Here is a 22,308-nt window from a genome sequence, read left to right on the forward strand (position 1 = left end):
CCCCCTTGGCCCCCGGGCGTCTACAGGCCCGGGATCCGGCCGTTGCGGAAGAGGTCGACGAAGATCTGGTGGTCCGCCCGCGCGCGTGCCCCGTAGGTGTGCGCGAAGTCCACGAGCAGCTCCCCGAAGCCGTCCTCGTCGGCCGCGATGGCCGCGTCGATGGCGCGCTCGGTGGAGAACGGCACGAGGTCCGAGTGGCCGCTCTCGTCGTCCGCGGCGGCGTGCATGGTGGCCGTGGCGCGGCCGAGGTCCGCGACGACCGAGGAGATCTCCTCCAGGTCGTCGATGTCCGACCAGTCCAGGTCCACCGCGTACGGGGACACCTCGGCGACCAGCTGGCCGGTGCCGTTCAGCTCGGTCCAGCCCAGCCACGGGTCGGCGTGCGCCTGCAGGGCGCGCTGCGAGATGACCGTGCGGTGCCCCTCGTGCTGGAAGTAGCCGCGGACGGCCGGGTCCGTGATGTGGCGCGAGACGGCGGGGGTCTGCGCCTGCTTGAGGTAGATCACGACGTCGTTCTCCAGGGCGTCGCTGTTGCCCTCCAGGAGGATGTTGTACGAGGGCAGGCCCGCGGAGCCGATGCCGATGCCGCGGCGGCCGACGACGTCCTTCACGCGGTACGAGTCGGGGCGGGTGAGCGAGGACTCCGGCAGCGTCTCCAGATAGCCGTCGAAGGCGGCGAGCACCTTGTACCGCGTGGCGGCGTCGAGCTCGATGGAGCCGCCGCCGGGCGCGAAGCGGCGCTCGAAGTCGCGGATCTCCGTCATCGAGTCCAGGAGGCCGAAGCGGGTCAGGGAGCGGGCGTCGCGCAGCGCGTCCAGGAGGGGGCCCTGGGCCGTGTCCAGCGTGAAGGGCGGCACCTCGTCGCTCTTGGCGCCCGTCGCCAGGTCGTGGATCCGCTCGCGGTAGGCCGCGGCGTAGGTCCGCACGAGGGCGGTGATCTGGTCGTCGCCGAGCGCCTTGGTGTAGCCGATCAGGGCCACGGAGGCGGCGAAGCGCTTCAGGTCCCAGGTGAAGGGGCCGACGTACGCCTCGTCGAAGTCGTTCACGTTGAAGATCAGGCGGCCCTGGGCGTCCATGTACGTGCCGAAGTTCTCGGCGTGCAGGTCGCCGTGGATCCACACCCGGCCGGTGCGCTCGTCCAGGTAGGGACCGCCGTGCTGCTCGCGCTCCTGGTCGGCGTAGAAGAGGCAGGCCGTGCCGCGGTAGAACGCGAAGGCGGAGGCGGCCATCTTCCGGAACTTCACCCGGAACGCGGCGGGGTCCGCGGCGAGCAGCTCGCCGAACGCGGTGTCGAAGACGGCGAGGATCTGCTCGCCGCGCTGCTCAGCAGTGGGCTGCGGGACCGACATCGCTGGGTGCCTCCTGGTACGGGGTGGTGCGTGACATGGGGACGGATGCTCCGCCCCGGCGGGACAGATGTTCCGCCCCTTCAACGGTTGACCGTACTCCCGAGTGCCCGTCGGCTGTCAGTGCCCCGGATTAGACTTCCACGCTGTCCCCCCAGACTGTCCGCAGCCTGTCGCCCAGCGTTCTCCGGAGGCCTTCCGCCGTGACCAAGCCGCCCTTCACGCACCTGCACGTCCACACGCAGTACTCGCTTCTGGACGGTGCCGCGCGGCTCAAGGACATGTTCGCCGCGTGCAATGAGATGGGCATGTCGCACATCGCGATGTCCGACCACGGCAACCTGCACGGGGCGTACGACTTCTTCCACTCGGCGCAGAAGGCGGGCGTGACGCCGATCATCGGCATCGAGGCGTACGTGGCGCCCGAGTCGCGGCGCAACAAGCGGAAGATCCAGTGGGGCCAGCCGCACCAGAAGCGCGACGACGTGTCGGGTTCGGGTGGTTATACGCACAAGACGATCTGGGCGGCGAACCAGACGGGACTGCACAACCTGTTCAAGCTCTCCTCGGACGCCTATGCCGAGGGCTGGCTGCAGAAGTGGCCGCGCATGGACAAGGAGACGATCTCCCAGTGGTCGGAGGGGCTGATCGCCTCGACCGGCTGCCCCTCGGGCGAGCTGCAGACCCGCCTTCGGCTCGGGCAGTTCGACGAGGCGCTGCAGGCGGCCTCCGACTACCAGGACATCTTCGGCAAGGACCGGTACTTCCTGGAGCTGATGGACCACGGCATCGAGATCGAGCGCCGGGTCCGTGACGGCCTCCTGGAGGTCGGCAAGAAGCTGGGCATCCCGCCGCTGGTGACGAACGACTCGCACTACACCTACGCGCACGAGTCGACGGCGCACGACGCCCTGCTGTGCATCCAGACCGGCAAGAACCTCTCCGACCCGGACCGCTTCCGCTTCGACGGCACCGGTTACTACCTGAAGTCGACGGACGAGATGTACGCCATCGACTCCTCCGACGCCTGGCAGGAGGGGTGCAGGAACACGCTCCTGGTGGCCGAGCAGATCGACACCACGGGGATGTTCGAGAAGCGCGACCTGATGCCGAAGTTCGAGATCCCCGAGGGCTTCACGGAGGTCACCTGGTTCCAGGAGGAGGTCCGCCGCGGCATGGAGCGCCGCTATCCGGCGGGCGTCCCCGAGGACCGCCAGAAGCAGGCCCAGTACGAGATGGACATCATCATCCAGATGGGCTTCCCCGGGTACTTCCTGGTGGTCGCCGACTTCATCATGTGGGCGAAGAACAACGGCATCGCGGTCGGCCCCGGCCGAGGCTCCGCGGCCGGCTCGATCGTCGCGTACGCGATGGGCATCACCGACCTCGACCCGATCACGCACGGCCTGATCTTCGAGCGGTTCCTCAACCCCGAGCGCGTCTCCATGCCCGACGTCGACATCGACTTCGACGAGCGCAGGCGCGTCGAGGTGATCCGGTACGTGACCGAGAAGTACGGCGCCGACAAGGTCGCCATGATCGGCACGTACGGCAAGATCAAGGCGAAGAACGCCATCAAGGACTCCGCGCGCGTGCTCGGATATCCGTACGCGATGGGCGACCGCCTCACCAAGGCGATGCCCGCCGACGTCCTCGGCAAGGGCATCGACCTCGCCGGCATCACCGACCCCAAGCACCCGCGGTACAGCGAGGCGGGCGAGATCCGGGGGATGTACGAGAACGAGCCGGACGTGAAGAAGGTCATCGACACCGCCAAGGGCGTCGAGGGCCTGGTCCGGCAGATGGGTGTGCACGCGGCCGGCGTGATCATGTCCAGCGAGCCGATCGTGGACCACGCCCCGCTCTGGACGCGGCACACCGACGGCGTGACGATCACGCAGTGGGACTACCCCCAGTGCGAGTCGCTCGGCCTGCTCAAGATGGACTTCCTGGGCCTGCGCAACCTCACCATCATGGACGACGCCGTCAAGATGGTGCGCAATGACAAGGGCATCGACCTGGAGATGCTCTCGCTCCCGCTCGACGACCCCAAGACCTTCGAGCTGCTCTGCCGCGGTGACACGCTCGGCGTCTTCCAGTTCGACGGCGGCCCGATGCGTTCGCTGCTCCGCCAGATGCAGCCCGACAACTTCGAGGACATTTCCGCCGTCTCGGCCCTCTACCGGCCGGGCCCGATGGGCATGAACTCGCACACGAACTACGCCGAGCGGAAGAACGGCCGCCAGGAGATCACGCCGATCCACCCGGAGCTCGAAGAGCCCCTGAAGGAGACGCTCGGCCTCACCTACGGCCTCATCGTGTACCAGGAGCAGGTGCAGAAGGCCGCCCAGATCATCGCCGGGTACTCGCTCGGCGAGGCCGACATCCTGCGCCGCGTGATGGGCAAGAAGAAGCCCGACGAGCTGGCGAAGAACTTCGTCCTGTTCCAGGAGGGCGCGAAGAAGAACGGCTACTCGGACGCCGCGATCCAGGCCCTGTGGGACGTCCTGGTCCCCTTCGCCGGGTACGCGTTCAACAAGGCGCACTCCTCCGCGTACGGCCTGGTCACCTACTGGACCGCCTACCTGAAGGCGAACTACCCGGCCGAGTACATGGCCGCGCTGCTCACCTCGGTCAAGGACGACAAGGACAAGTCGGCCGTCTACCTCAACGAGTGCCGCCGCATGGGCATCAAGGTCCTCCCGCCCAACGTGAACGAGTCGGTGCACAACTTCGCCGCCCAGGGCGACGACGTGATCCTCTTCGGCCTGGAGGCCGTCCGCAACGTCGGTACGAACGTGGTGGAGTCGATCATCCGCTCACGCAAGGCGAAAGGAAAGTTCACCTCCTTCCCCGACTACCTCGACAAGGTCGAGGCCACCGCCTGCAACAAGCGCACCACGGAGTCGCTGATCAAGGCGGGTGCCTTCGACACCATGGGGCACACCCGCAAGGGCCTGACCGCGCAGTACGAGCCGATGATCGACAACGTCGTCGCGGTCAAGCGCAAGGAGGCCGAGGGCCAGTTCGACCTCTTCGGAGGGATGGGCGACGAGTCCGGCGGCGACGAGCCGGGCTTCGGACTCGACGTGGAGTTCTCCGAGGACGAGTGGGAGAAGACCTACCTGCTCGCCCAGGAGCGGGAGATGCTCGGCCTGTACGTCTCCGACCACCCGCTGTTCGGCCTGGAGCACGTGCTCTCCGACAAGGCGGACGCGGGCATCGGCCAGCTCACCGGCGGTGACTTCTCCGACGGCTCGGTCGTGACCATCGGCGGCATCATCTCGGGCCTGCAGCGCAAGATGACCAAGCAGGGCAACGCGTGGGCGATCGCCACGGTCGAGGATCTCGCGGGATCGATCGAGTGCATGTTCTTCCCGGCCACCTACCAGCTGGTGTCGACCCAACTGGTCGAGGACGCCGTGGTGTTCGTCAAGGGGCGCCTCGACAAGCGCGAGGACGTGCCGCGGCTCGTCGCGATGGAGATGCAGGTCCCCGACCTGTCGAACGCGGGCACCAACGCGCCCGTGGTGATCACCATTCCGACCGTCAAGGTGAGCCCGCCGATGGTCACCCGCCTCGGCGAGGTCCTCAGCCACCACCGGGGCAACAGCGAGGTGCGGATCAAGCTCCAGGGCGCGCAGAAGACCACCGTGCTGCGGCTCGACCGGCACCGGGTGAAGCCGGACCCCGCGCTCTTCGGCGATCTGAAGGTGCTCCTCGGCCCGTCCTGCCTCACCGGGTGAGCACCGGGTGAGTCATGAGGGGCGCACCCGTCACCGGGTGCGCCCCTCATGTGTGCCTCAATACGCGTCAGTTGCCTCAGTTGTGGCCGAAGCGACGCTGATGCTTACGAGCAACATCCGCCGGGCTGCCCTGAGCCTGTGACTGCATCGGCGACTGGGCCTCCGTCGCCGTCGACTTGGCCTGCTCCTGCGCCTGCTCGGCCTGCGAGGCGCGGTCCTGCTGGCTGCCCTGCTTGCGATTCTTGTTCTTGGCCATAGTGATCTTCCTCCTGAGGGGGATCTGGGGGCCAGACGCGATCAGATTCACATATGGCGGCAAAGTGTGCATTTCGGAGAATTACCGTGCGTAATGCGGCCTGTCGGTGAGCGATCCGCCGATGCGCCACGCCGAAGATCGAGTTCCGGCCGTTAACCTTCGCCCGGTCGGGCAGACTCGAAGGGAACCCGACGCGGACCCGCACCCCTGATTCGTTGTCCTTACAGGGTGTCTTCGTGGGCCTTCGAGGGAACGTCCAGAACCTCCAGGGAAAGAGGGTGGACCGCGTGGATCGCTGCATCGTCCTGGTGGACGCCGGGTATCTGCTGGGTGCCGCCGCGAGCCTCCTCGCCGGCGAGCCGTCCAGGTCCCGGATCACCGTCGATCACACCGCCCTGATCCAGGGCCTGCGCGAGCGCGCGGAGTCGGACACCGAACGCCCCCTGCTGCGCATCTACTGGTTCGACGGGGCCCCCGACCGGGTGCCGCAGCCCGAGCACCGGCGGTTGCGCGTCATGCCCCGGGTGACGGTCCGGCTCGGCGCCCTGACCCGCAGCGACGGCCGGTGGGCGCAGAAGGGCGTGGACGCCGCGATGCACGCCGAGCTGACCGAGCTGGCCCGCAACCGCGCCTGCTCCGACGTCGTGCTCGTCACCGGCGACGGCGACCTGCTGCCCGGCATGATGGCCGCCAAGGAGCACGGCGTCGCCGTCCACCTGTGGGCCGTGCAGGCCGCCGACGGCGACTACAACCAGTCCGAGGACCTCGTCGCCGAGGCCGACGAGCGGCGTGTCCTCGACCGGGCCTGGATCACCAAGGCCGTCCGCCCCAAGGAACTCACCGGCAGCTGCGCGCCGCCGCCCGTGCCGCGCCCCGAGATCGCCGCGATCCTCTCCGCGCCGCTGCCGGAGTCCGCGCTCGCCGCCGCCGCACAGCACGCCGGGACGGACGCCCCCGACCAGCGCGCCGAACCCGCCGCCAACGGCCGCCCGGACGGCGAGCACCGCATCGCCGCGGCCAAGGGCGTGCCCACCCCCAAGGACCTGGCCGCCCTGCGCGGCCCCGGCACCCAGGCCGCGCAGCACCCCACGAACGCGACGCTGCGCTGGTCCTCCGACAAGGGCTGGGTCGAGCGCCCCGGCGGCGCGGCCGAGGGCCCCGAGGCCGCCGCCCTGCCCACCCTCGCCCAGCTGACGACGGCCGAGCAGCGCTGGGCCGACCGCGAGGAGGACATCACCACCGTCGGCGGCGACCCCTTCGAGGTGGGTCAGGTGTTCGCACGGCGCTGGATGGCCCGGCTCCCGGAACAGCACAACCTGCAGAAGCTGTCGACGATGTACCCGCGCATCCCGCACCGCGTCGACGGGGAGCTGCTGCGCTACGCGGCACGGTTCGGCCTGCTCGCCCACAAGGACGACCAGATCGACGAGCACGACCGGTACGCGATCAGGGCGGGCTTCTGGCGCGAGATCGACGTGCGGACGGCCGCCGAGCACGCGCCCGCGGGGGACCGGGCCGGTGACTGACACGGGACGTACGGGGCGCCCCGGACGACGTGCGCGACCACCGACCCCGTAGGCTCGTCCTTCGTGAGTACGCGCCCGGCACCGGCAGTCCGACAGGGACTCCGTCAGGAACACGGCAGCGACGCCGTCTGCGCGGTGCGCGACCTGGTGAAGACCTACCCGGCCGCCCGCGCCCGGCGCGGCAGGCCCGCGACCCCCGAGATCCGCGCCACCGACGGCATCCGCCTGACGGTGCGACGCGGCGAGATCTTCGGCCTGCTCGGCCCCAACGGCGCCGGCAAGTCCACCCTCGTACGCCAGCTGACCGGCCTGATGCGGCCCGACAGCGGGAGCGTCGAGATCCTCGGCCACGACATCGTGCGCCACCCCGAGCGCGCCGCCCGGATCCTCGCCTACCTGGGGCAGGAGTCCACCGCACTCGACGAGCTGACCGTGTCGCTCGCCGTCGAGACGACGGGACGGCTGCGCGGCCTCGACCTGCCGCGGGCACGGGCCGAGCGGGACTCGGTCCTCGCGGAGCTCGACCTCACGGCGCTGGCCTCGCGGCCGCTGAAGAAGCTTTCCGGCGGGCAGCGGCGGCTCGCCTGCTTCGCCACCGCGCTGGTGGGGGAGCGGCCGCTGCTCGTCCTGGACGAGCCGACCACCGGAATGGACCCCGTCGCGCGCCGTGCCGTCTGGGCGGCGATCGACCGGCGGCGGGCCGAACACGGCACGACGGTCGTCCTCGTCACCCACAACGTCATCGAGGCCGAGACCGTCCTCGACCGGGTCGCCGTCCTGGACCGGGGCAAGGTCATCGCCTGCGACAGCCCGGCCGGGCTCAAGGAGCAGGTCGCCGACGAGGTCCGGGTGGAGCTCGTCTGGCGGGAACGGGCGCCGCTGCACGTTCCCGAGGTGGCCGCGCTCCGCGCGCTCGCCGTCGAGTCGGGCCGCCGGTGGTCCCTGCGGCTGGCGCCCGACGCGGCGCGGGCCGCCGTCGCCGCGGTGACCGGCGGGGCCGCCTTCGCCGCGCTCGACGACTTCACGCTGGCCACGCCCAGCCTGGAGGACGTCTATCTGGCGCTGGGCGGCAGCGGGCGGGGGCTGGTGAAATCGTGAGGGCTGACAGGTGTCTGAGCAGGAGGGGCGTCCGGTGAGTGCGGTTCCCTTGGAAGCCGCCGTGCGGGCCGACAGCCCGCGGGCGGCGCAGGAGGCGGGCGGGCCCGCGCCCCTCGGCCCCGCGGCGCGGCTGTTCCCCGCGCTCTCGGCCGTGTACCGGGCCCAGCTGTCCCGGGCCCGGGTCGCCCGGATACCGCTGCTGTTCGTGGCGACCTTCCAGTCCGTCGGGATCATGATCCTGATGCGTGGCGTCGTCGACGGGGGCGGTGAGGCGCGGGCCGTGGTGGCCGGTTCCTCGGTGCTCGTCGTCGCGTTCGTCGCGCTCAACCTGCTCGCGCAGTACTTCGGGCAGCTCCGCTCCGACGGAGGGCTCGACCACTACGCCACGCTGCCCGTGCCGCCCGCCGCCGTGGTCCTGGGCGCCGCCGCCGCGTACGCCTCCTTCACGGTGCCCGGCACCTTCGTCACGGCGATCGTCGGCTGTGGGCTCTTCGGCCTGCCGCTCACCCACCTGTGGGTGCTCGTCGCGGTGATCCCGCTCGCGGGCGCCGCGCTCGCGGGCCTCGGCGCGGCCCTCGGGCTGCTCGCGCCCCGGCCCGAACTGGCCACGCTCCTGGGGCAGATGGGCATGTCGGCGGCGCTGCTGCTCGGGGTGCTCCCGGCCGACCGGATGCCCACGGTGCTGCAGTGGGCGCGGGACCTGCTGCCCTCGACGTACGGCGTGGAGGCCTTCGCCCGCACGTTCGGGCCCCATCCGGACTGGGCCGTGGTCGCGCTCGACCTGGGGGTGTGCGCGGGAGTCGGCGTGGTCTCGCTCGCCGTCGCGACGTGGGCGTTCCGCCGGGCGGCCGTCCGGTGACGCGGTGCACAGGGAGTGCTGGCACGATGTGAGGGTGACCGCACCGCTGACACCCTCCCAACCGCCGCACCACCGACCCCCGCACGACCCCTGGCAGGCAGCCGCGCAGCCGTCGGGAGCGACGTCTCCTCACGGACACGAGGAGGACGGGCCCGGTATGAAGACCGAAGTGCGGCAGTCCGCAGTGATCCTGGTCGTGGTGGCCGTCAGCGGCCTGCTGCTCGGCGCGCTGTGGATGTGGCTGGCGCCGCGGGTGCCGCTCATTTCCGACGGCAAGACGGTGTACCTGAAGGACACCGAGGGCGAGCAGGCGATGGGTGTGGACGGCACGTTCACGCTGCTCGCGCTCGGCTTCGGGCTCGTCTGCGGTGTCGTCGTGTTCCTGCTGCACCGGCGCGGCGGGGTCCCCCTGGTGGCCGGGCTCGCCCTCGGCAGTCTGCTCGGCGCGCTGCTCGCGTGGAAGGCGGGCATCTGGCTCGGCCCCGAGACGGACGTCGTGGCGCACGCCAAGGCCGTCGGCACGGGCGTGGTCTTCGACGCGCCGCTCGAACTCAAGGCCAAGGGCACGCTCCTCGCCTGGCCGGTGGCCGCGCTGGCCGTACACCTCGGCCTCACCGGCCTGTTCGGCCCCCGGGACCCGGAGCCGTATCCGGCGCCGGTGGCGTACGCGGGTCCCAGGGACGACGACTACCCCGAGGGAATGCGCTCGGGCTCGTAGGGCCGCCGGGCGGGCCCCTACGCGGGGCGCTTCCCGTGGTTCGCCTTGCGCTTCTTCGCCCGCCACTTCCGCATGCGCGTCTTCTTCGACATGCCCTCGGTACTAGTCCCGGGCGGGACACGTGTCGAGGGCACTTTCGCGTCGTACGAAAGGCCCTGGGCCCGGCCGATCGGCGCTAGGCCCGGCCGATCGGCGCGAGCACCGCGCCGGTGAGCCCCGCCAGGTCGCCGGGCGCCAGTTCGACCTCCAGGCCGCGGCGGCCCGCCGAGACGCAGATCGTGGCGTGCGCCGACGCCGAGTCGTCCAGGACCGTGCGCAGCCTCTTGCGCTGGCCGAGCGGCGAGATGCCGCCGCGCACGTACCCGGTGGTGCGCTCGGCGGCCGCCGGGTCGGCCATCACGGCACGCTTGCCGGATACCGCGGCGGCCAGCGCCTTCAGGTCGAGGGAGCCCGCGACGGGCACGACGGCCACGGTCAGCTCGCCGTCGACCTCGGCGACCAGCGTCTTGAAGACCCGGTCGGGGGAGACGCCCATGGCCTCGGCGGCCTCCTCGCCGTACGAGGGGTGGGCCGGGTCGTGCTCATAGGCGTGCACGGTGAAGGCGGTGCCCGCCGCGGTGAGCGCCACCGTCGCGGGCGTGCCTCCCGCCTGCTGCTTCTTCTGCTTCTTCGCCAAGGTGCTCGTGCCTCACGTCAGTTCAGGCTGGTGGTCCCGCGCGTGAGCTCCGTCGCGGGCAGGGACGGCAGGTTACGGATGATCGCGGTCTCGGAGCGCAGCAGCGTCAGCTCGTCCCGCAGCCGCGAGACGGCGTCCGGCGCCTCCAGGAGCCGCTGCTTGGTGCCGGTGTCCAGGACGGCCGCCGCGGCCACCAGGTACGACACGACGGACGGGTCGTCGGGCAGCTCGGCCCCCGTCGACAGCGAGCGCTCGCGCGCCCCGGCCAGCCGTTTCTGGTAGGAGCGGAAGGCCCGCAGGACCCCCTCGGCCAGCGTGCCCGCGCCGTCGCCGAGCTCCTCGGGCACCTCCTCGACCTCCGCGGTGAGGAAGGCGCCGGAGGCGTCGACGGAGTGGATGCGGACCCGGGTGGTGCCGGTGGCGAGGACCTCGAAGCCGCCGTCGGGGCGCTCCCTGATGGTCGCCGCTTCCGCCACGCAGCCCATGGTGTGGAAGGCCTTGAGCGGGTCGTCGCCGAAGCCCGCGGCGGGGCCGTGCTCGGGCAGCGCCGTCGGGTCGGGGAGGCCGGGCGCGCTCGGCGCCACCTCCAGGCCGTCGCGGATCGCCACGACGGCGAATGGGCGCTGCTCCTCCTCGGGGGTCTTGAGCAGCTCGCGCATCATGGCGCGATATCGCTCCTCGAAGACGTTCAGCGGCAGCACGAGGCCGGGGAACAGCACCGAGTTGAGCGGAAAGAGCGGAAGCCGGGTGGTCACGACCGGCAAGCCTAATGGTCGCCGGAGCGGCTCGGTCCGCGCGGAGTGCGCAGCGGCGTCATCGACGCCACTTCGATGCGTACGCCGTCGCGCAGTTCCAGGAACTGTCCCAGTGGATCGTCGGCCATCCGGTCCCACGGGAACGACGTCGCGTAGGGCCCGATCAGGCGCAGCTGCGCCAGCGCGTCGTCCCAGCGCTCCAGGCGGGTCAGGACGTAGGTGAGGAGGTTGCGGACCTCGGCGGGCCAGGGGTCCCCGGCCTCGTACTCGTGCGACAGGGCGATCGCGAGGTCCGCCGCCGCGTCCAGGCGCTCGCGCGGCACCTTGCCCGAGGGGCTGGTGAGGTAGGCGAAGGCGGCCCGCGCGGGCAGGACCTGTATCAGCGAGCCGGGCAGCGCGTCGGCGGCGGCGCGCTCGGCGAAGTCGAAGCACTCGCGGTGCGAGCCGTACCAGGCGGCCGACAGGTACTGCAGGGCGGAGGCGTGGCAGCCGTAGTGGTACGAGGAGCGGCGCACCGCCTCCTCCCACAGCCGCTCGAAGACGGTGTGCGGGGCGTGCGTGCCGCGGGCGTGGTCGAGGGCGATCCGCCAGGGCACCGGGTCGCGCGGGGCGGCCTCGGCGGCGGCGGTCAGCAGCGGGCCCATCTCGCGCAGCAGTTCGGCGCGGGCCGGCGATTCCCAGCCGCGCACGACCGCGAGCTCAGCCTTGACGAGCAGGGCGTCCGGGTCGTGCGGGGAGGCGTTCAGCCAGTCGTCGAACCACTCGGGGCGGGAGCGGGCGAACGCGGCGAGGCGGGTGGTGTAGCGGTCGCGGTTCTCCCACTCGGCGGCCTCGCGGGTGGTGGCAAGGACCTTCGAGGCCGGACCGTAGTCGCCGCGGCCCGCGGCGACCAGGGCGGGGGCGAGCCGCTCGTCGGGCACGTCGAGGAGCACCTCGTCGTCCGGCGGCAGCCCGGCGGCGAGCCGCGGGGTGTGCCGGACCATGCGGGCGGTACGGATGAAGGCACGCAGCACCCGTGCCCTCCTTTGCGCCTCAACCGGCGCCGCTCGCGCGGGCTCGCCGGTCACCGTCGTGGTTGCTCGTTTGTCGGTCGCTGGGATGACGGTCCAAGGGCGGTGATGGTTGCCCGGCCTCGCGTAACGGTTCGGCGGCCGAGGTGTGACCGGGATACGGCACAGGCTCTCAGCCGCGGCGCAGGAGCCGGGTGGCGCCCGCCGCCACGGTCGTGGCCAGGGTCCAGCCGAGCAGGATCAGCACGGTCGAGAACCACTGCCAGCCGCCGTTCAGCTGCCAGTAGGTGTCCTGGCCGAGGCTGATGACGGGCAGCAGCAGGTCGAGGGAGAACAGGGCGGGGTCCCAGTTCGGGTGCTCGCCCGCTTTGATCGCCGGGTGTTCGGCACGCGAGAACGCCATCGCGCTGACCGCCCACAGCACGGCCATCCAGACGGCGGCCCGGCCCGGCCGGTAGCCGTAGGCGACGGTCCAGTCCTGCGCGTACCCCCACAGCTTCGCCGCGAGCGGCAGCGTCTCGCGGCGCCGGCGCTGCTTGGCGAGGAGGACCTCGCGGGCGTCCGCGTCCTCGCCGCCGTTGCGCAGGACCGTGGCCAGTTTCTCGTACGGCTCGGGGTTGTACTCGGCCGTCGCGGCCGCCACCCAGCTCAGCCGCCGGGCGAGCGGGAAGGAGCCCTGCGGAACGAGGTTCTCGTACGAGAAGCCGCCCATCTGGAGGCCGCCGGGGCCCGGCCAGCTCGACGCGCGGTCGATGAGGTTGACGACCTTGGAGCCGGAGAGCACGACCTTCCCGTACTGCGGCGCCTCGCCGAGGAAGCGGAGCTCGGGCGTCTGGACGCGGCGCAGCGAGAGCTCCTGGTCGCTGTGGAGCGTGAAGCGGGCCTGCGCGAAGTCGATGGCGTCGCCGAAGCGGCCGTCGTCGAGGCGGATGCCGCCCTCGCACTCGAAGCGCTGCACGCGGGTGCCGCGGGCCGGTGTCGTGCCGCTGGTCTGCGGCGGATTGCCGACCGCCGCCGGGGTCAGGTACAGGGTGCGCTCGACGGTCAGCTGCGGGGCGTTGAGGGCGTGCCGCCCGTACTGGTTGATGAGCTTGCTGCCGCGCAGGCTGAGCGAGACGCCGATCTTCGCGCCGCGCAGGCTCAGCTCGCCGTGCGACTCCATCATCTCGGCCTGCAGGTCCTGCCCGACGGTGAGGCCGTCGCCGGTGATGGAGCGGCTGCGCCGGTCGCGGTAGACCACGGCCTGGTTCAGGAGCAAGTCGGTGCCGATGTGGGCGTCGGTCAGTCGGATGCCGTTGTGGATGCGGCAGCGCGGCAGGTGCAGGTCGCCCTCGGTGTGCAGCCGGGCGGCCTCGACGCGCGGGATCGAGCAGTCGACGAGCCGCAGCGTCGCGAAGCGGGTCTCGGGCAGCAGCACCTCCTTCTCGAAGCGGCAGTGCTTCATCTCGGTGTACGGGGCGATCGTGCCGCCCGCGAGATCGAGCACATCGGTGATCTGCACGCCCGCGAGCTTCAGCGAGGAGACCCGGCCCGCGAGGGCGGGCGGCCCGTCGAGCAGCAGCCAGCAGACGATGCGCGCCCGCACGCTGCGCTCGGGGCCCCAGGGGTGCCCGCCGTGCGGATCGTCGACGGTGGGATCGCCGGACCTGAGGTCGTAGACGCTGCCGTTGCGGAAGGCCTGCCACATGCCGATCTCCGCGGCGGTCAGTCCGTCCGGCGGATCCCCGATGCCGGCGTCGTCGACCACTGCTGTCGCCCTCCGATCTGGGTGCACGACTCTCGCACACCTGTTTCATGCCCGCTCCGTGACCGGCTGAACGCTAGTGGTGAACGCCGTCTTGCGGGGTTCATATCAGCCAGTGATACGGGCGACCGGAGCCGAAAGAAGGTCTGAGAGAATTGGCCATGTGATCTCTCGAATCGATCTGCGCGGCGATGCCCTCACGGAGTTTCCGTCGGGGTCCGCCCTTCGCGCCCTGCTGCCCCGTGCCGACTTCGACGTCGCGGCCGCCCTGGAGAAGGTGCGGCCCATCTGCGAGGACGTGCACCATCGTGGCGACGCGGCGCTGATCGAGTACGCGGAGAAGTTCGACGGCGTGCGCCTGGAGCAGGTACGGGTCCCCGCGGCCGCCCTCGCCGAGGCCCTCGCCGGGCTCGACCCGGTCGTGCGCGAGGCCCTGGAGGAGTCGATCCGCCGCGCCCGCGCCGTCCACCGCGAGCAGCGCCGCGCCCCGCACACCACGCAGGTCGCGCCGGGCGGCACGGTCACCGAGAAGTGGGTGCCCGTCGAGCGCGTCGGGCTCTACGCGCCGGGCGGCCGGTCGGTCTACCCCTCGTCCGTGATCATGAACGCGGTCCCGGCGCAGGAGGCGGGCGTCGAGTCGATGGCGCTCGCGTCGCCGCCGCAGGCCGACTTCGGGGGCCTGCCGCACCCGACGATCCTCGCCGCCTGCGCGCTCCTCGGCATCGACGAGGTGTACGCGGTCGGCGGTGCCCAGGCCGTCGCCATGTTCGCCTACGGCACCGAGACCTGCGCCCCGGCCAACATGGTCACGGGCCCCGGCAACATCTGGGTCGCGGCCGCCAAGCGCTACTTCACCGGGCGCATCGGCATCGACACCGAGGCGGGCCCGACGGAGATCGCGGTCCTCGCCGACGACACCGCCGACGCCGCGCACGTCGCCTCCGACCTGATCAGCCAGGCCGAGCACGACCCGCTCGCGGCCGCCGTCCTCGTCACCGACTCCGTGGCCCTGGCCGACGCGGTCGCCGAGGAGCTGGCGCCGCAGGTCGCCGCGACCAAGCACGTCGAGGACCGGATCGTCCCCGCGCTGAGCGGCCGCCAGTCCGCGATCGTCCTGGTCGACGGCCTGGCGGAGGGGCTCAAGGTCGTCGACGCGTACGGCGCCGAGCACCTGGAGATCCAGACCGCCGACGCCGCCGCCGTGGCGCAGCTCGTGAAGAACGCGGGCGCGATCTTCGTCGGCCCGTGGTCCCCGGTCTCCCTCGGCGACTACTGCGCGGGCTCCAACCACGTGCTGCCCACCGGCGGCTGCGCCTGCCACTCCTCGGGGCTCAGCGTCCAGTCCTTCCTGCGCGGCATCCACATCGTGGACTACTCCCGCGAGGCCCTCGCGGACGTCGCCCACCACGTGGTGACGCTCGCCGAGGCGGAGGACCTGCCCGCGCACGGGGCCGCGGTCAAGGCCCGGTTCGGATGGAAGGTGCCGGAGAACACGTGACGAACATCGACGACCTTCCCGTACGCGACGAACTGCGCGGCAAGTCCCCCTACGGCGCGCCCCAGCTCGACGTGCCCGTACGCCTGAACACCAACGAGAACCCCTACCCGCTGCCGGAGCCGCTCGTCGAGCGCATCGCCGAGCGGGTGCGCGAGGCGGCCCGTGACCTGAACCGCTATCCCGACCGGGACGCGGTCGAGCTGCGCACCGAGCTCGCGCGCTACCTCACCCGCACCGGCGGCCACGAGGTCACCCTCGCCAACGTCTGGGCGGCCAACGGTTCGAACGAAGTCATCCAGCAGCTCCTGCAGACCTTCGGCGGCCCGGGGCGCACGGCCATCGGCTTCGAGCCCTCGTACTCGATGCACGGCCTCATCGCGCGCGGCACCGGCACCGGCTGGATCCCGGGCCCGCGCGGCGACGACTTCACGATCGACGTCGACGCGGCGACGAAGGCCATCGCCGAGAACCGGCCCGACGTCGTCTTCATCACCACCCCCAACAACCCCACGGGCAACGCCGTCTCCGGCGACACGGTCCGCGCGCTCCACGACGCCGCGCAGGCCGCGAAGCCCTCGATGGTGGTGGTCGACGAGGCGTACGTCGAGTTCAGCCACGGCGACTCGCTGCTCCCGCTGCTCGCGGGGCGGCCGAACCTCGTCGTCTCCCGCACCATGTCGAAGGCCTTCGGGGCGGCCGGGCTCCGCCTCGGCTATCTCGCCGCCGACCCGGCGGTCGTCGACGCCGTGCAGCTCGTACGCCTGCCGTACCACCTGTCGGCCGTCACCCAGGCCACCGCGCTCGCCGCCCTGGAGCACACCGACACGCTCCTCGGATACGTCGAGCAGCTCAAGGCCGAGCGCGACCGCCTGGTCACCGAGCTGCGCGCGCTGGACTACGAAGTGACCGACTCCGACGCCAACTTCGTGCAGTTCGGGCGGTTCACCGACGCGCACGCGGTGTGGCAGCGGATCCTCGACCGGGGCGTCCTGGTCCGGGACAACGGCGTACCGGGGTGGCTGCGGGTCTCCGCGGGAACCCCCGACGAAAACGACGCGTTCCTCGATGCGGTACGCGAACTCAAGAAGGAGCAGCAGGCATGAGCCGGGTTGGACGGGTCGAACGGACCACGAAGGAGACGTCGGTCCTCGTCGAGATCGACCTCGACGGCACCGGAAAGGTCGACGTGTCGACCGGGGTCGGCTTCTACGACCACATGCTCGACCAGCTCGGCCGCCACGGCCTCTTCGACCTCACGGTCAAGACCGAGGGCGACCTGCACATCGACTCGCACCACACCATCGAGGACACCGCGCTCGCGCTCGGCGCCGCCTTCAAGCAGGCCCTCGGCGACAAGGTCGGCATCTACCGCTTCGGCAACTGCACGGTGCCGCTGGACGAGTCGCTCGCCCAGGTGACGGTCGACCTCTCCGGCCGCCCGTACCTGGTGCACACCGAGCCCGAGAAGATGGCGCCGATGATCGGCGAGTACGACACGACGATGACCCGGCACATCCTGGAGTCCTTCGTCGCGCAGGCGCAGATCGCCCTGCACGTCCACGTGCCGTACGGCCGCAACGCCCACCACATCGTGGAGTGCCAGTTCAAGGCCCTGGCCCGCGCGCTGCGCTACGCCGCCGAGCGCGACCCGCGCGCCGCCGGGATCCTCCCCTCCACGAAGGGCGCGCTGTAAAGCCATGACCGGTCTCAACACCATCCTCATCGTCGTCGGGCTCTTCCTGATCGGCGGCATCATCTCCTTCGTCAAGCAGGGCATGCCGAAGAGCCTCATCACGCTGCTCTCCATCGGCGCCGCGATGTGCCTGGCGGCGGGCATCATGCGGCTCGACTACTGGAACTGACGGGAGACGTCACCGACATGAGCACTCCCAAGAAGGTCGTCGTCTTCGACTACGGCTTCGGCAACGTCCGGTCCGCCGAGCGCGCCCTCGCGCGCGCGGGCGCCGACGTGGAGATCACCCGCGACTACGACACGGCCATGAACGCCGACGGCCTGCTGGTCCCCGGCGTCGGCGCGTTCGCCGCCTGCATGAAGGGGCTCAGGGAGGCGCGCGGCGACTGGATCGTCGGACGGCGTCTCGCCGGCGGCCGTCCCGTCATGGGCATCTGCGTGGGCATGCAGATCCTCTTCGGGCGCGGCATCGAGCACGGCGTCGAGACCGAGGGCCTGGACGAGTGGCCGGGCACGGTCGAGCCGCTGAAGGCCGAGATCGTCCCGCACATGGGCTGGAACACGGTCCAGGCCTCCGCCGGGTCCCCGCTGTTCAAGGGCCTCGACGACGACGCCCGCTTCTACTTCGTGCACTCCTACGCGGTGCACGAGTGGTCCCTCGAAGTGGCGAACCCCCTGATGCGCGCCCCGTACGTGCACTGGTCCACGCACGGCGAGCCCTTCGTGGCGGCCGTCGAGAACGGCGCGCTGTGCGCCACCCAGTTCCACCCCGAGAAGTCCGGCGACGCCGGCGCCCAGCTCCTCACCAACTGGATCGGAACCCTGTGAGCACCCTCGAACTCCTTCCCGCCGTCGACGTCCGCGACGGCCAGGCCGTACGCCTCGTCCACGGCGAGTCCGGCTCGGAGACCTCCTACGGCTCCCCGCTGGAGGCCGCCCTCGCCTGGCAGCGGTCGGGCGCCGAGTGGCTGCACCTGGTCGACCTGGACGCCGCGTTCGGCACCGGTGACAACCGCGAGCTGATCGCCGAGGTCGCGGGCGCGATGGACATCAAGGTCGAGCTGTCCGGCGGCATCCGCGACGACGCCTCGCTGGCCGCCGCCCTCGCCACCGGCTGCACCCGCGTCAACCTCGGCACGGCCGCCCTGGAGACCCCGGAGTGGGTCGCCAAGGTCATCGCCGAGTACGGCGACAGGATCGCCGTCGGCCTCGACGTGCGCGGCACGACGCTGCGCGGCCGCGGCTGGACCCGCGACGGCGGCGACCTCTACGAGACCCTGGCGCGCCTCGACTCCGAGGGCTGCGCGCGGTACGTGGTCACCGACATCGCCAAGGACGGCACGCTGCAGGGCCCGAACCTGGAGCTCCTGCGCAACGTCTGCGCGGCGACGGACCGCCCCGTCGTCGCCTCCGGCGGCGTGAGCAGCCTGGACGACCTGCGCGCCATCGCCGAGCTCGGGCCGCTCGGTGTCGAGGGCTCGATCGTCGGCAAGGCGCTGTACGCCAAGGCCTTCACCCTCGAAGAGGCCCTCGCGGCGGTGGCGTCGTCATGAGTGACGCCGTGCGCAGGGTGGGCTCGGGCGGCCCCTGGGAGGAAGCCATCGGCTACTCCCGCGCCGTCGAGCTGCCGAACGGCCTCGTCCTGGTCTCCGGCTGCACGTCCGTGGTGAACGGCGTCATCGACGCGGGTACCCCGTACGAGCAGGCGATCAACGCCTTCCGGACGGCGCTCGACGCCCTCGGGGAGCTGGGCCTCGACCGCGAGCACGTCGTCCGCACCCGCATGTACCTCACCCACGCGCGGGACGTCGAGGAGGTGGGCCGCGCCCACAAGGAGCTCTTCGACGACGTGCGCCCCGCCGCCTCCCTGCTGATCGTCTCCGGCTTCATCGATCCCAGCCTGGTCGTCGAGGTCGAGGTCGAGGCCTACCGGGGAGGTGCCGCATGACCCTCGCGGTCCGCGTCATCCCCTGCCTGGACGTCGACAACGGCAGGGTCGTCAAGGGCGTCAACTTCCAGAACCTGCGCGACGCGGGCGACCCCGTCGAGATGGCCAAGGTGTACGACGCGGAGGGCGCCGACGAGCTGACCTTCCTCGACATCACCGCGTCGTCCGGCGACCGCGAGACCACGTACGACGTGGTCCGCCGCACCGCCGAGCAGGTCTTCATCCCGCTCACGGTGGGCGGCGGCGTCCGCACCGCCGAGGACGTCGACAAGCTCCTTCGGGCCGGCGCGGACAAGGTGGGCGTGAACACGGCCGCCATCGCGCGCCCCGAGCTGATCCGCGAGATCGCCGAGCGGTTCGGCCGCCAGGTGCTCGTGCTCTCGGTCGACGCGCGGCGCACCCCGTCCGGCTCCTTCGAGGTGACCACCCACGGCGGCCGCAGGTCCGCCGGGATCGACGCCGTCGAATGGGCGCACCGGGCGGCCGAGCTGGGCGCGGGCGAGATCCTCCTCAACTCGATGGACGCCGACGGCACGAAGGACGGCTATGACATCGAGATGATCGAAGCGGTGCGCAAGCACGTCACGGTGCCGGTCATCGCCTCCGGCGGCGCGGGGAGGCTGGAGCACTTCCCGCCGGCCGTCGGGGCGGGCGCGGACGCGGTCCTCGCCGCGTCGGTCTTCCACTTCGGTGATCTGCGGATCGGTGAGGTCAAGGGGACGCTGCGGGAGGCCGGGTACCCGGTCAGGTAGGACGAGTACGGCTGCTGCCGCCACGGCCCGCGGGCCGTGGCGGCATTCCGTTGCCCAGGTGCGAAAGAAAAGTTGCGCAATTTATATTGCGCAACTTTCCCTTCGTACCTAGCGTGGTGCCATGGAGAACCGCCGCCGCATCACCGACCTCGGCACCCTCAAGGCCTTCGGACACCCACTGCGGATGAAGCTCTACAGCACCCTGCGCGTGGCGGGCCCCGCGACCGCCTCGCAGCTCGCCGCGCAGGTCGACGAGGCCGTCTCGCTGGTCAGCTACCACCTGCGCAAGCTCGCGGAGCACGGCCTCATCGAGGAGGCGCAGGCGCGGCGCGAGGACGCGCGGGAGCGCTGGTGGCAGGCCGCGCAGGACACCCTCAGCTTCCGGCACGAGGACTTCAAGGACTCACCGGAAGGGGCGGCCGCGCACGCGGCCGTCATCCGCGGCCTGATCGCCCACCGCACGGAGCAGTACGAGACCTACCTCGACCAGCAGGCCGCGTGGGGCGAGCAGTGGCGCACGGCGGCGGACCAGTCGGACTTCCTCGCCCGGCTGAACCCGGCCGAACTCACCCGCCTCAACACCGAGATCCACGCACTGATCAGGACGTACGAGGAGCGGGGCAGGGCCGCCGAGGCGGCGGGCGACACCCAGGACCGCGAGAACGTCGCCTTCCACCTGGCCAGCTTCCCCTTCCGGCTCTGAGGGGGCACCCCCGTGACCGCCGCGACCTCCGCCCCGCCCGCCACCGAACGCCCCGCCCACCGCGACGGCAACGTCCTGCGCTGGCTGAGCGCTTACACCGCGTCGATGGTCGGCGACGGCGTCTACTTCATCGCCCTCTCCTGGGCCGCGGCCCGGGGCGGCAGCGCGGCACAGGCGGGCCTGGTCCTCGCCGCCGGAGCCGTCCCCCGCGCCGCCCTCATGCTCGGCGGGGGAGTCGTCGCCGACCGCTTCGGGCCGCGCCGCGTGGTCATCGGGAGCGACGCGGTGCGCTGCGCGGTGATGCTCGCCGCCGCCGTGCTGCTCCTCCTGAGCACGCCCGGCGGCTGGCTCCTCGCCGCCCTCGCGCTGGTCTTCGGCTCCGTCGACGCGCTCTTCCTGCCGAGCGTCGGCGCGCTGCCGCCGCGCCTGACCCGGCGCGGGCAGCTGGGCCGGGTCCAGGGCATGCGCGCGCTCGCCCAGCGGGTCGCCACGGTGGCCGCAGCGCCCCTGGGCGGCCTCGCGGTGGCGCTCGGCGGCCCCGCGGGAGCGTTCGGTGCCGCGGGCGCGCTGTTCGCCCTCTCCCTCGTGCTGCTGATGGCCGTACGCCTGCGCCCGCTGCCCGCCGACGCGGAGGCGGCGCGCGGCGGACCGGCCGGACGCCCACTGACCGACGGGCTGCGCTACATCCGCGGCCACCGCGTGCTCGCCCCGCTGACCCTCGTGTCGGCGGTCATGGAACTCGGCTTCGCGGGCCCCGCCAACATCGGCCTGGTGCTGCTCGCCGACGAGCGCGGCTGGGGCGCCACCGGAATGGGCTGGATCGTCGCGGGCTTCGGCACCGGCGCGGGGCTCTCCGCGCTGCTGCTCGCCGTGCGCGGACGGATACCGCGGGCCGGAGCGGTGCAGGCCCTGGGCATCATCACCGGCGCGGTCGCCCTGGCCGGGATCGGCTACGCGCCCTCGGTCGCGACGGCCACCGCCGCCGGGCTCGGCGTCGGCCTGTGCACCGGGCTCGGCGGCGCCCTGATCGGGGCCCTGACGCAGACCGTCACGGACCCCGCCCACCTGGGCCGCGTCACCTCCGTGACCGCCCTCTTCAGCATGGGCGTGGCCCCGCTCTGCTACCCGGTCGTCGGCGCCGCGATCGGCGCGTGGGGCATCGAGCCGGTGTACACGGCCTGCGCGGCGCTGAGCGCGGCGGGCGGCGTCCTCGGCCTCTGCTCACGCGCCCTGCGCCACGCCGAACTCCCGCGCTGACAGGGCGGGTTCAGAGCCCCAGCTGCTTCGTCTCGTGCAGCGTGGCGATCGCCGCCTTGTCGCCCTCGAGCTCGACATCGGCGACGTCCTGCCGGTTGTACGCGAACATCAGCAGCTCCGAGGGCTCGCCGGTCACCGTCACCACCGGCGTACCGCGGTGCGCCACCGCCGTCCGGCCGTCCGGGCGGCGCAGGACCAGGCCCACCGGCGCCTTGCGTCCCACCAGACGGGCCGTGCGCTCCAGGCGGGACCAGAGGGTCTCCGCGAAGACCGGGTCCAGCTCGCGCGGCGTCCAGCCCGGCCGCGCACGGCGCACGTCCTCGGTGTGGACGTAGAACTCGACGACGTTCGACGCCTCGTCGATCTGCTTGAGCGAGAAGGGCGAGAACCGCGGCGGCCCCGTTCTGATGAGCTGGATCAGCTCGTCGTACGGCTTCGCGGCGAACTCGCCCTGCACCCGCTCGAGGCGCCCCGCGAGCTGCTTGACCAGGAGCCCGCCCGCCGCGTCCGCGCGGCGCTCGCGCACCACGACGTGGGCCGCCAGGTCACGGGTCTTCCAGCCCTCGCAGAGGGTGGGCGCCTCGGGGCCCTCCGCCTCCAACAGATCGGCGAGGAGAAGTCGTTCACGCTTCGCATGGGTCGACATGCCAGCCAGCCTACGACCGAGCCGCCGGTCCGCCCAGTGGACGGCCGTCGGGAGGCCCGCCGACGGGCTGCACAATG

General features: G+C 71.9%; 22 protein-coding genes. 15 read left to right on the forward strand and 7 right to left on the reverse strand.

Features of this window, described 5'->3' with window-relative positions:
• Positions 1-20 precede the first annotated feature (20 nt).
• Positions 21-1,349: a DUF2252 domain-containing protein gene (locus ACZ69I_RS04470; RefSeq protein ID WP_467668153.1), complete on the reverse strand. Its 1,329-nt coding sequence runs from the start codon at positions 1,347-1,349 to the stop codon at positions 21-23.
• Positions 1,350-1,549: 200 nt separating this feature from the next.
• On the opposite strand from ACZ69I_RS04470, the gene dnaE reads away from it, so the two are divergent.
• The gene (gene dnaE / locus ACZ69I_RS04475; RefSeq protein WP_467668151.1) at positions 1,550-5,092 is read left to right on the forward strand and encodes a DNA polymerase III subunit alpha; all 3,543 of its coding nucleotides are present in this window, start codon (positions 1,550-1,552) and stop codon (positions 5,090-5,092) included.
• Positions 5,093-5,168: 76 nt separating this feature from the next.
• On the opposite strand, the gene ACZ69I_RS04480 is transcribed toward dnaE, so the two are convergent.
• Positions 5,169-5,348, reverse strand: a complete 180-nt coding sequence (locus ACZ69I_RS04480) for a hypothetical protein (RefSeq protein WP_467668149.1) — start codon at positions 5,346-5,348, stop codon at positions 5,169-5,171.
• A 287-nt stretch (positions 5,349-5,635) separates the two neighbouring features.
• Here ACZ69I_RS04480 and ACZ69I_RS04485 point away from each other — a divergent pair, with 287 nt between their 5' ends.
• The 4 genes from ACZ69I_RS04485 (at position 5,636) to ACZ69I_RS04500 (ending at position 9,549) form a co-directional block, all read left to right on the forward strand.
• Entirely contained in the window at positions 5,636-6,874 is a 1,239-nt protein-coding gene (locus ACZ69I_RS04485) for an NYN domain-containing protein (protein WP_467670725.1), read from the forward strand.
• A 63-nt stretch (positions 6,875-6,937) separates the two neighbouring features.
• A complete protein-coding gene (locus tag ACZ69I_RS04490) occupies positions 6,938-7,972 on the forward strand; it encodes an ABC transporter ATP-binding protein (protein WP_470830442.1) in 1,035 nt (344 codons plus the stop codon).
• A 34-nt stretch (positions 7,973-8,006) separates the two neighbouring features.
• Complete coding sequence (locus tag ACZ69I_RS04495; RefSeq protein WP_470830443.1) at positions 8,007-8,831, forward strand: ABC transporter permease; 825 nt, start codon at positions 8,007-8,009, stop codon at positions 8,829-8,831.
• Positions 8,832-8,865: 34 nt separating this feature from the next.
• A complete protein-coding gene (locus ACZ69I_RS04500; protein WP_470830444.1) occupies positions 8,866-9,549 on the forward strand; it encodes a DUF2567 domain-containing protein in 684 nt (227 codons plus the stop codon).
• A gap of 175 nt (positions 9,550-9,724) precedes the next feature.
• Here ACZ69I_RS04500 and ybaK read toward each other — a convergent pair whose 3' ends face one another.
• The 4 genes from ybaK to ACZ69I_RS04520 all read right to left on the reverse strand — a co-directional run bounded on the left by ybaK (position 9,725) and on the right by ACZ69I_RS04520 (position 13,677).
• On the reverse strand, positions 9,725-10,225 hold the full coding sequence (gene ybaK, locus ACZ69I_RS04505; protein WP_467668141.1) for a Cys-tRNA(Pro) deacylase: 501 nt from the start codon (positions 10,223-10,225) through the stop codon (positions 9,725-9,727).
• Positions 10,226-10,242: 17 nt separating this feature from the next.
• The gene (locus ACZ69I_RS04510; RefSeq protein ID WP_467668139.1) at positions 10,243-10,989 is read right to left on the reverse strand and encodes an LON peptidase substrate-binding domain-containing protein; all 747 of its coding nucleotides are present in this window, start codon (positions 10,987-10,989) and stop codon (positions 10,243-10,245) included.
• A gap of 2 nt (positions 10,990-10,991) precedes the next feature.
• Positions 10,992-11,963: a hypothetical protein gene (locus tag ACZ69I_RS04515; RefSeq protein WP_467670723.1), complete on the reverse strand. Its 972-nt coding sequence runs from the start codon at positions 11,961-11,963 to the stop codon at positions 10,992-10,994.
• A gap of 199 nt (positions 11,964-12,162) precedes the next feature.
• Positions 12,163-13,677: an oxidoreductase gene (locus tag ACZ69I_RS04520; protein ID WP_470830657.1), complete on the reverse strand. Its 1,515-nt coding sequence runs from the start codon at positions 13,675-13,677 to the stop codon at positions 12,163-12,165.
• Between the two features lie 220 nt (positions 13,678-13,897).
• Between ACZ69I_RS04520 and hisD the strand changes: the two genes are divergently transcribed.
• From hisD to ACZ69I_RS04570, 10 genes are all read left to right on the forward strand, one after another.
• Positions 13,898-15,232, forward strand: coding sequence for a histidinol dehydrogenase (gene hisD / locus ACZ69I_RS04525; protein ID WP_467668137.1), 1,335 nt, complete (start codon positions 13,898-13,900; stop codon positions 15,230-15,232).
• On the forward strand, positions 15,208-16,335 hold the full coding sequence (locus ACZ69I_RS04530; protein WP_470830445.1) for a histidinol-phosphate transaminase: 1,128 nt from the start codon (positions 15,208-15,210) through the stop codon (positions 16,333-16,335). The genes hisD and ACZ69I_RS04530 overlap by 25 nt, the downstream gene beginning before the upstream one ends.
• Entirely contained in the window at positions 16,332-16,925 is a 594-nt protein-coding gene (gene hisB / locus ACZ69I_RS04535; protein ID WP_467668133.1) for an imidazoleglycerol-phosphate dehydratase HisB, read from the forward strand. Before ACZ69I_RS04530 ends, hisB begins: the two co-directional genes overlap by 4 nt.
• A gap of 4 nt (positions 16,926-16,929) precedes the next feature.
• Positions 16,930-17,094 carry a hypothetical protein gene (locus tag ACZ69I_RS04540; protein WP_384255852.1) on the forward strand — a complete coding sequence of 55 codons (165 nt, stop codon included), beginning with the start codon at positions 16,930-16,932 and terminating at the stop codon, positions 17,092-17,094.
• Between the two features lie 17 nt (positions 17,095-17,111).
• Complete coding sequence (hisH, locus tag ACZ69I_RS04545) at positions 17,112-17,753, forward strand: imidazole glycerol phosphate synthase subunit HisH (protein WP_470830446.1); 642 nt, start codon at positions 17,112-17,114, stop codon at positions 17,751-17,753.
• Positions 17,750-18,478, forward strand: coding sequence for a bifunctional 1-(5-phosphoribosyl)-5-((5-phosphoribosylamino)methylideneamino)imidazole-4-carboxamide isomerase/phosphoribosylanthranilate isomerase PriA (priA, locus tag ACZ69I_RS04550; protein ID WP_467668127.1), 729 nt, complete (start codon positions 17,750-17,752; stop codon positions 18,476-18,478). Before hisH ends, priA begins: the two co-directional genes overlap by 4 nt.
• Positions 18,475-18,873 carry a RidA family protein gene (locus ACZ69I_RS04555; protein ID WP_470830447.1) on the forward strand — a complete coding sequence of 133 codons (399 nt, stop codon included), beginning with the start codon at positions 18,475-18,477 and terminating at the stop codon, positions 18,871-18,873. The genes priA and ACZ69I_RS04555 overlap by 4 nt, the downstream gene beginning before the upstream one ends.
• Complete coding sequence (gene hisF / locus ACZ69I_RS04560) at positions 18,870-19,625, forward strand: imidazole glycerol phosphate synthase subunit HisF (protein WP_467668123.1); 756 nt, start codon at positions 18,870-18,872, stop codon at positions 19,623-19,625. Before ACZ69I_RS04555 ends, hisF begins: the two co-directional genes overlap by 4 nt.
• Before the next feature lie 121 nt (positions 19,626-19,746).
• The gene (locus tag ACZ69I_RS04565; RefSeq protein WP_470830448.1) at positions 19,747-20,328 is read left to right on the forward strand and encodes an ArsR/SmtB family transcription factor; all 582 of its coding nucleotides are present in this window, start codon (positions 19,747-19,749) and stop codon (positions 20,326-20,328) included.
• 12 nt (positions 20,329-20,340) lie between these two features.
• Positions 20,341-21,585 carry an MFS transporter gene (locus ACZ69I_RS04570; RefSeq protein WP_470830449.1) on the forward strand — a complete coding sequence of 415 codons (1,245 nt, stop codon included), beginning with the start codon at positions 20,341-20,343 and terminating at the stop codon, positions 21,583-21,585.
• 10 nt (positions 21,586-21,595) lie between these two features.
• On the opposite strand, the gene ACZ69I_RS04575 is transcribed toward ACZ69I_RS04570, so the two are convergent.
• Positions 21,596-22,231: a TIGR03085 family metal-binding protein gene (locus ACZ69I_RS04575; protein ID WP_467668117.1), complete on the reverse strand. Its 636-nt coding sequence runs from the start codon at positions 22,229-22,231 to the stop codon at positions 21,596-21,598.
• Positions 22,232-22,308: the final 77 nt, after the last annotated feature.

Source organism: Streptomyces sp. NPDC036815 (genome assembly GCF_055609205.1).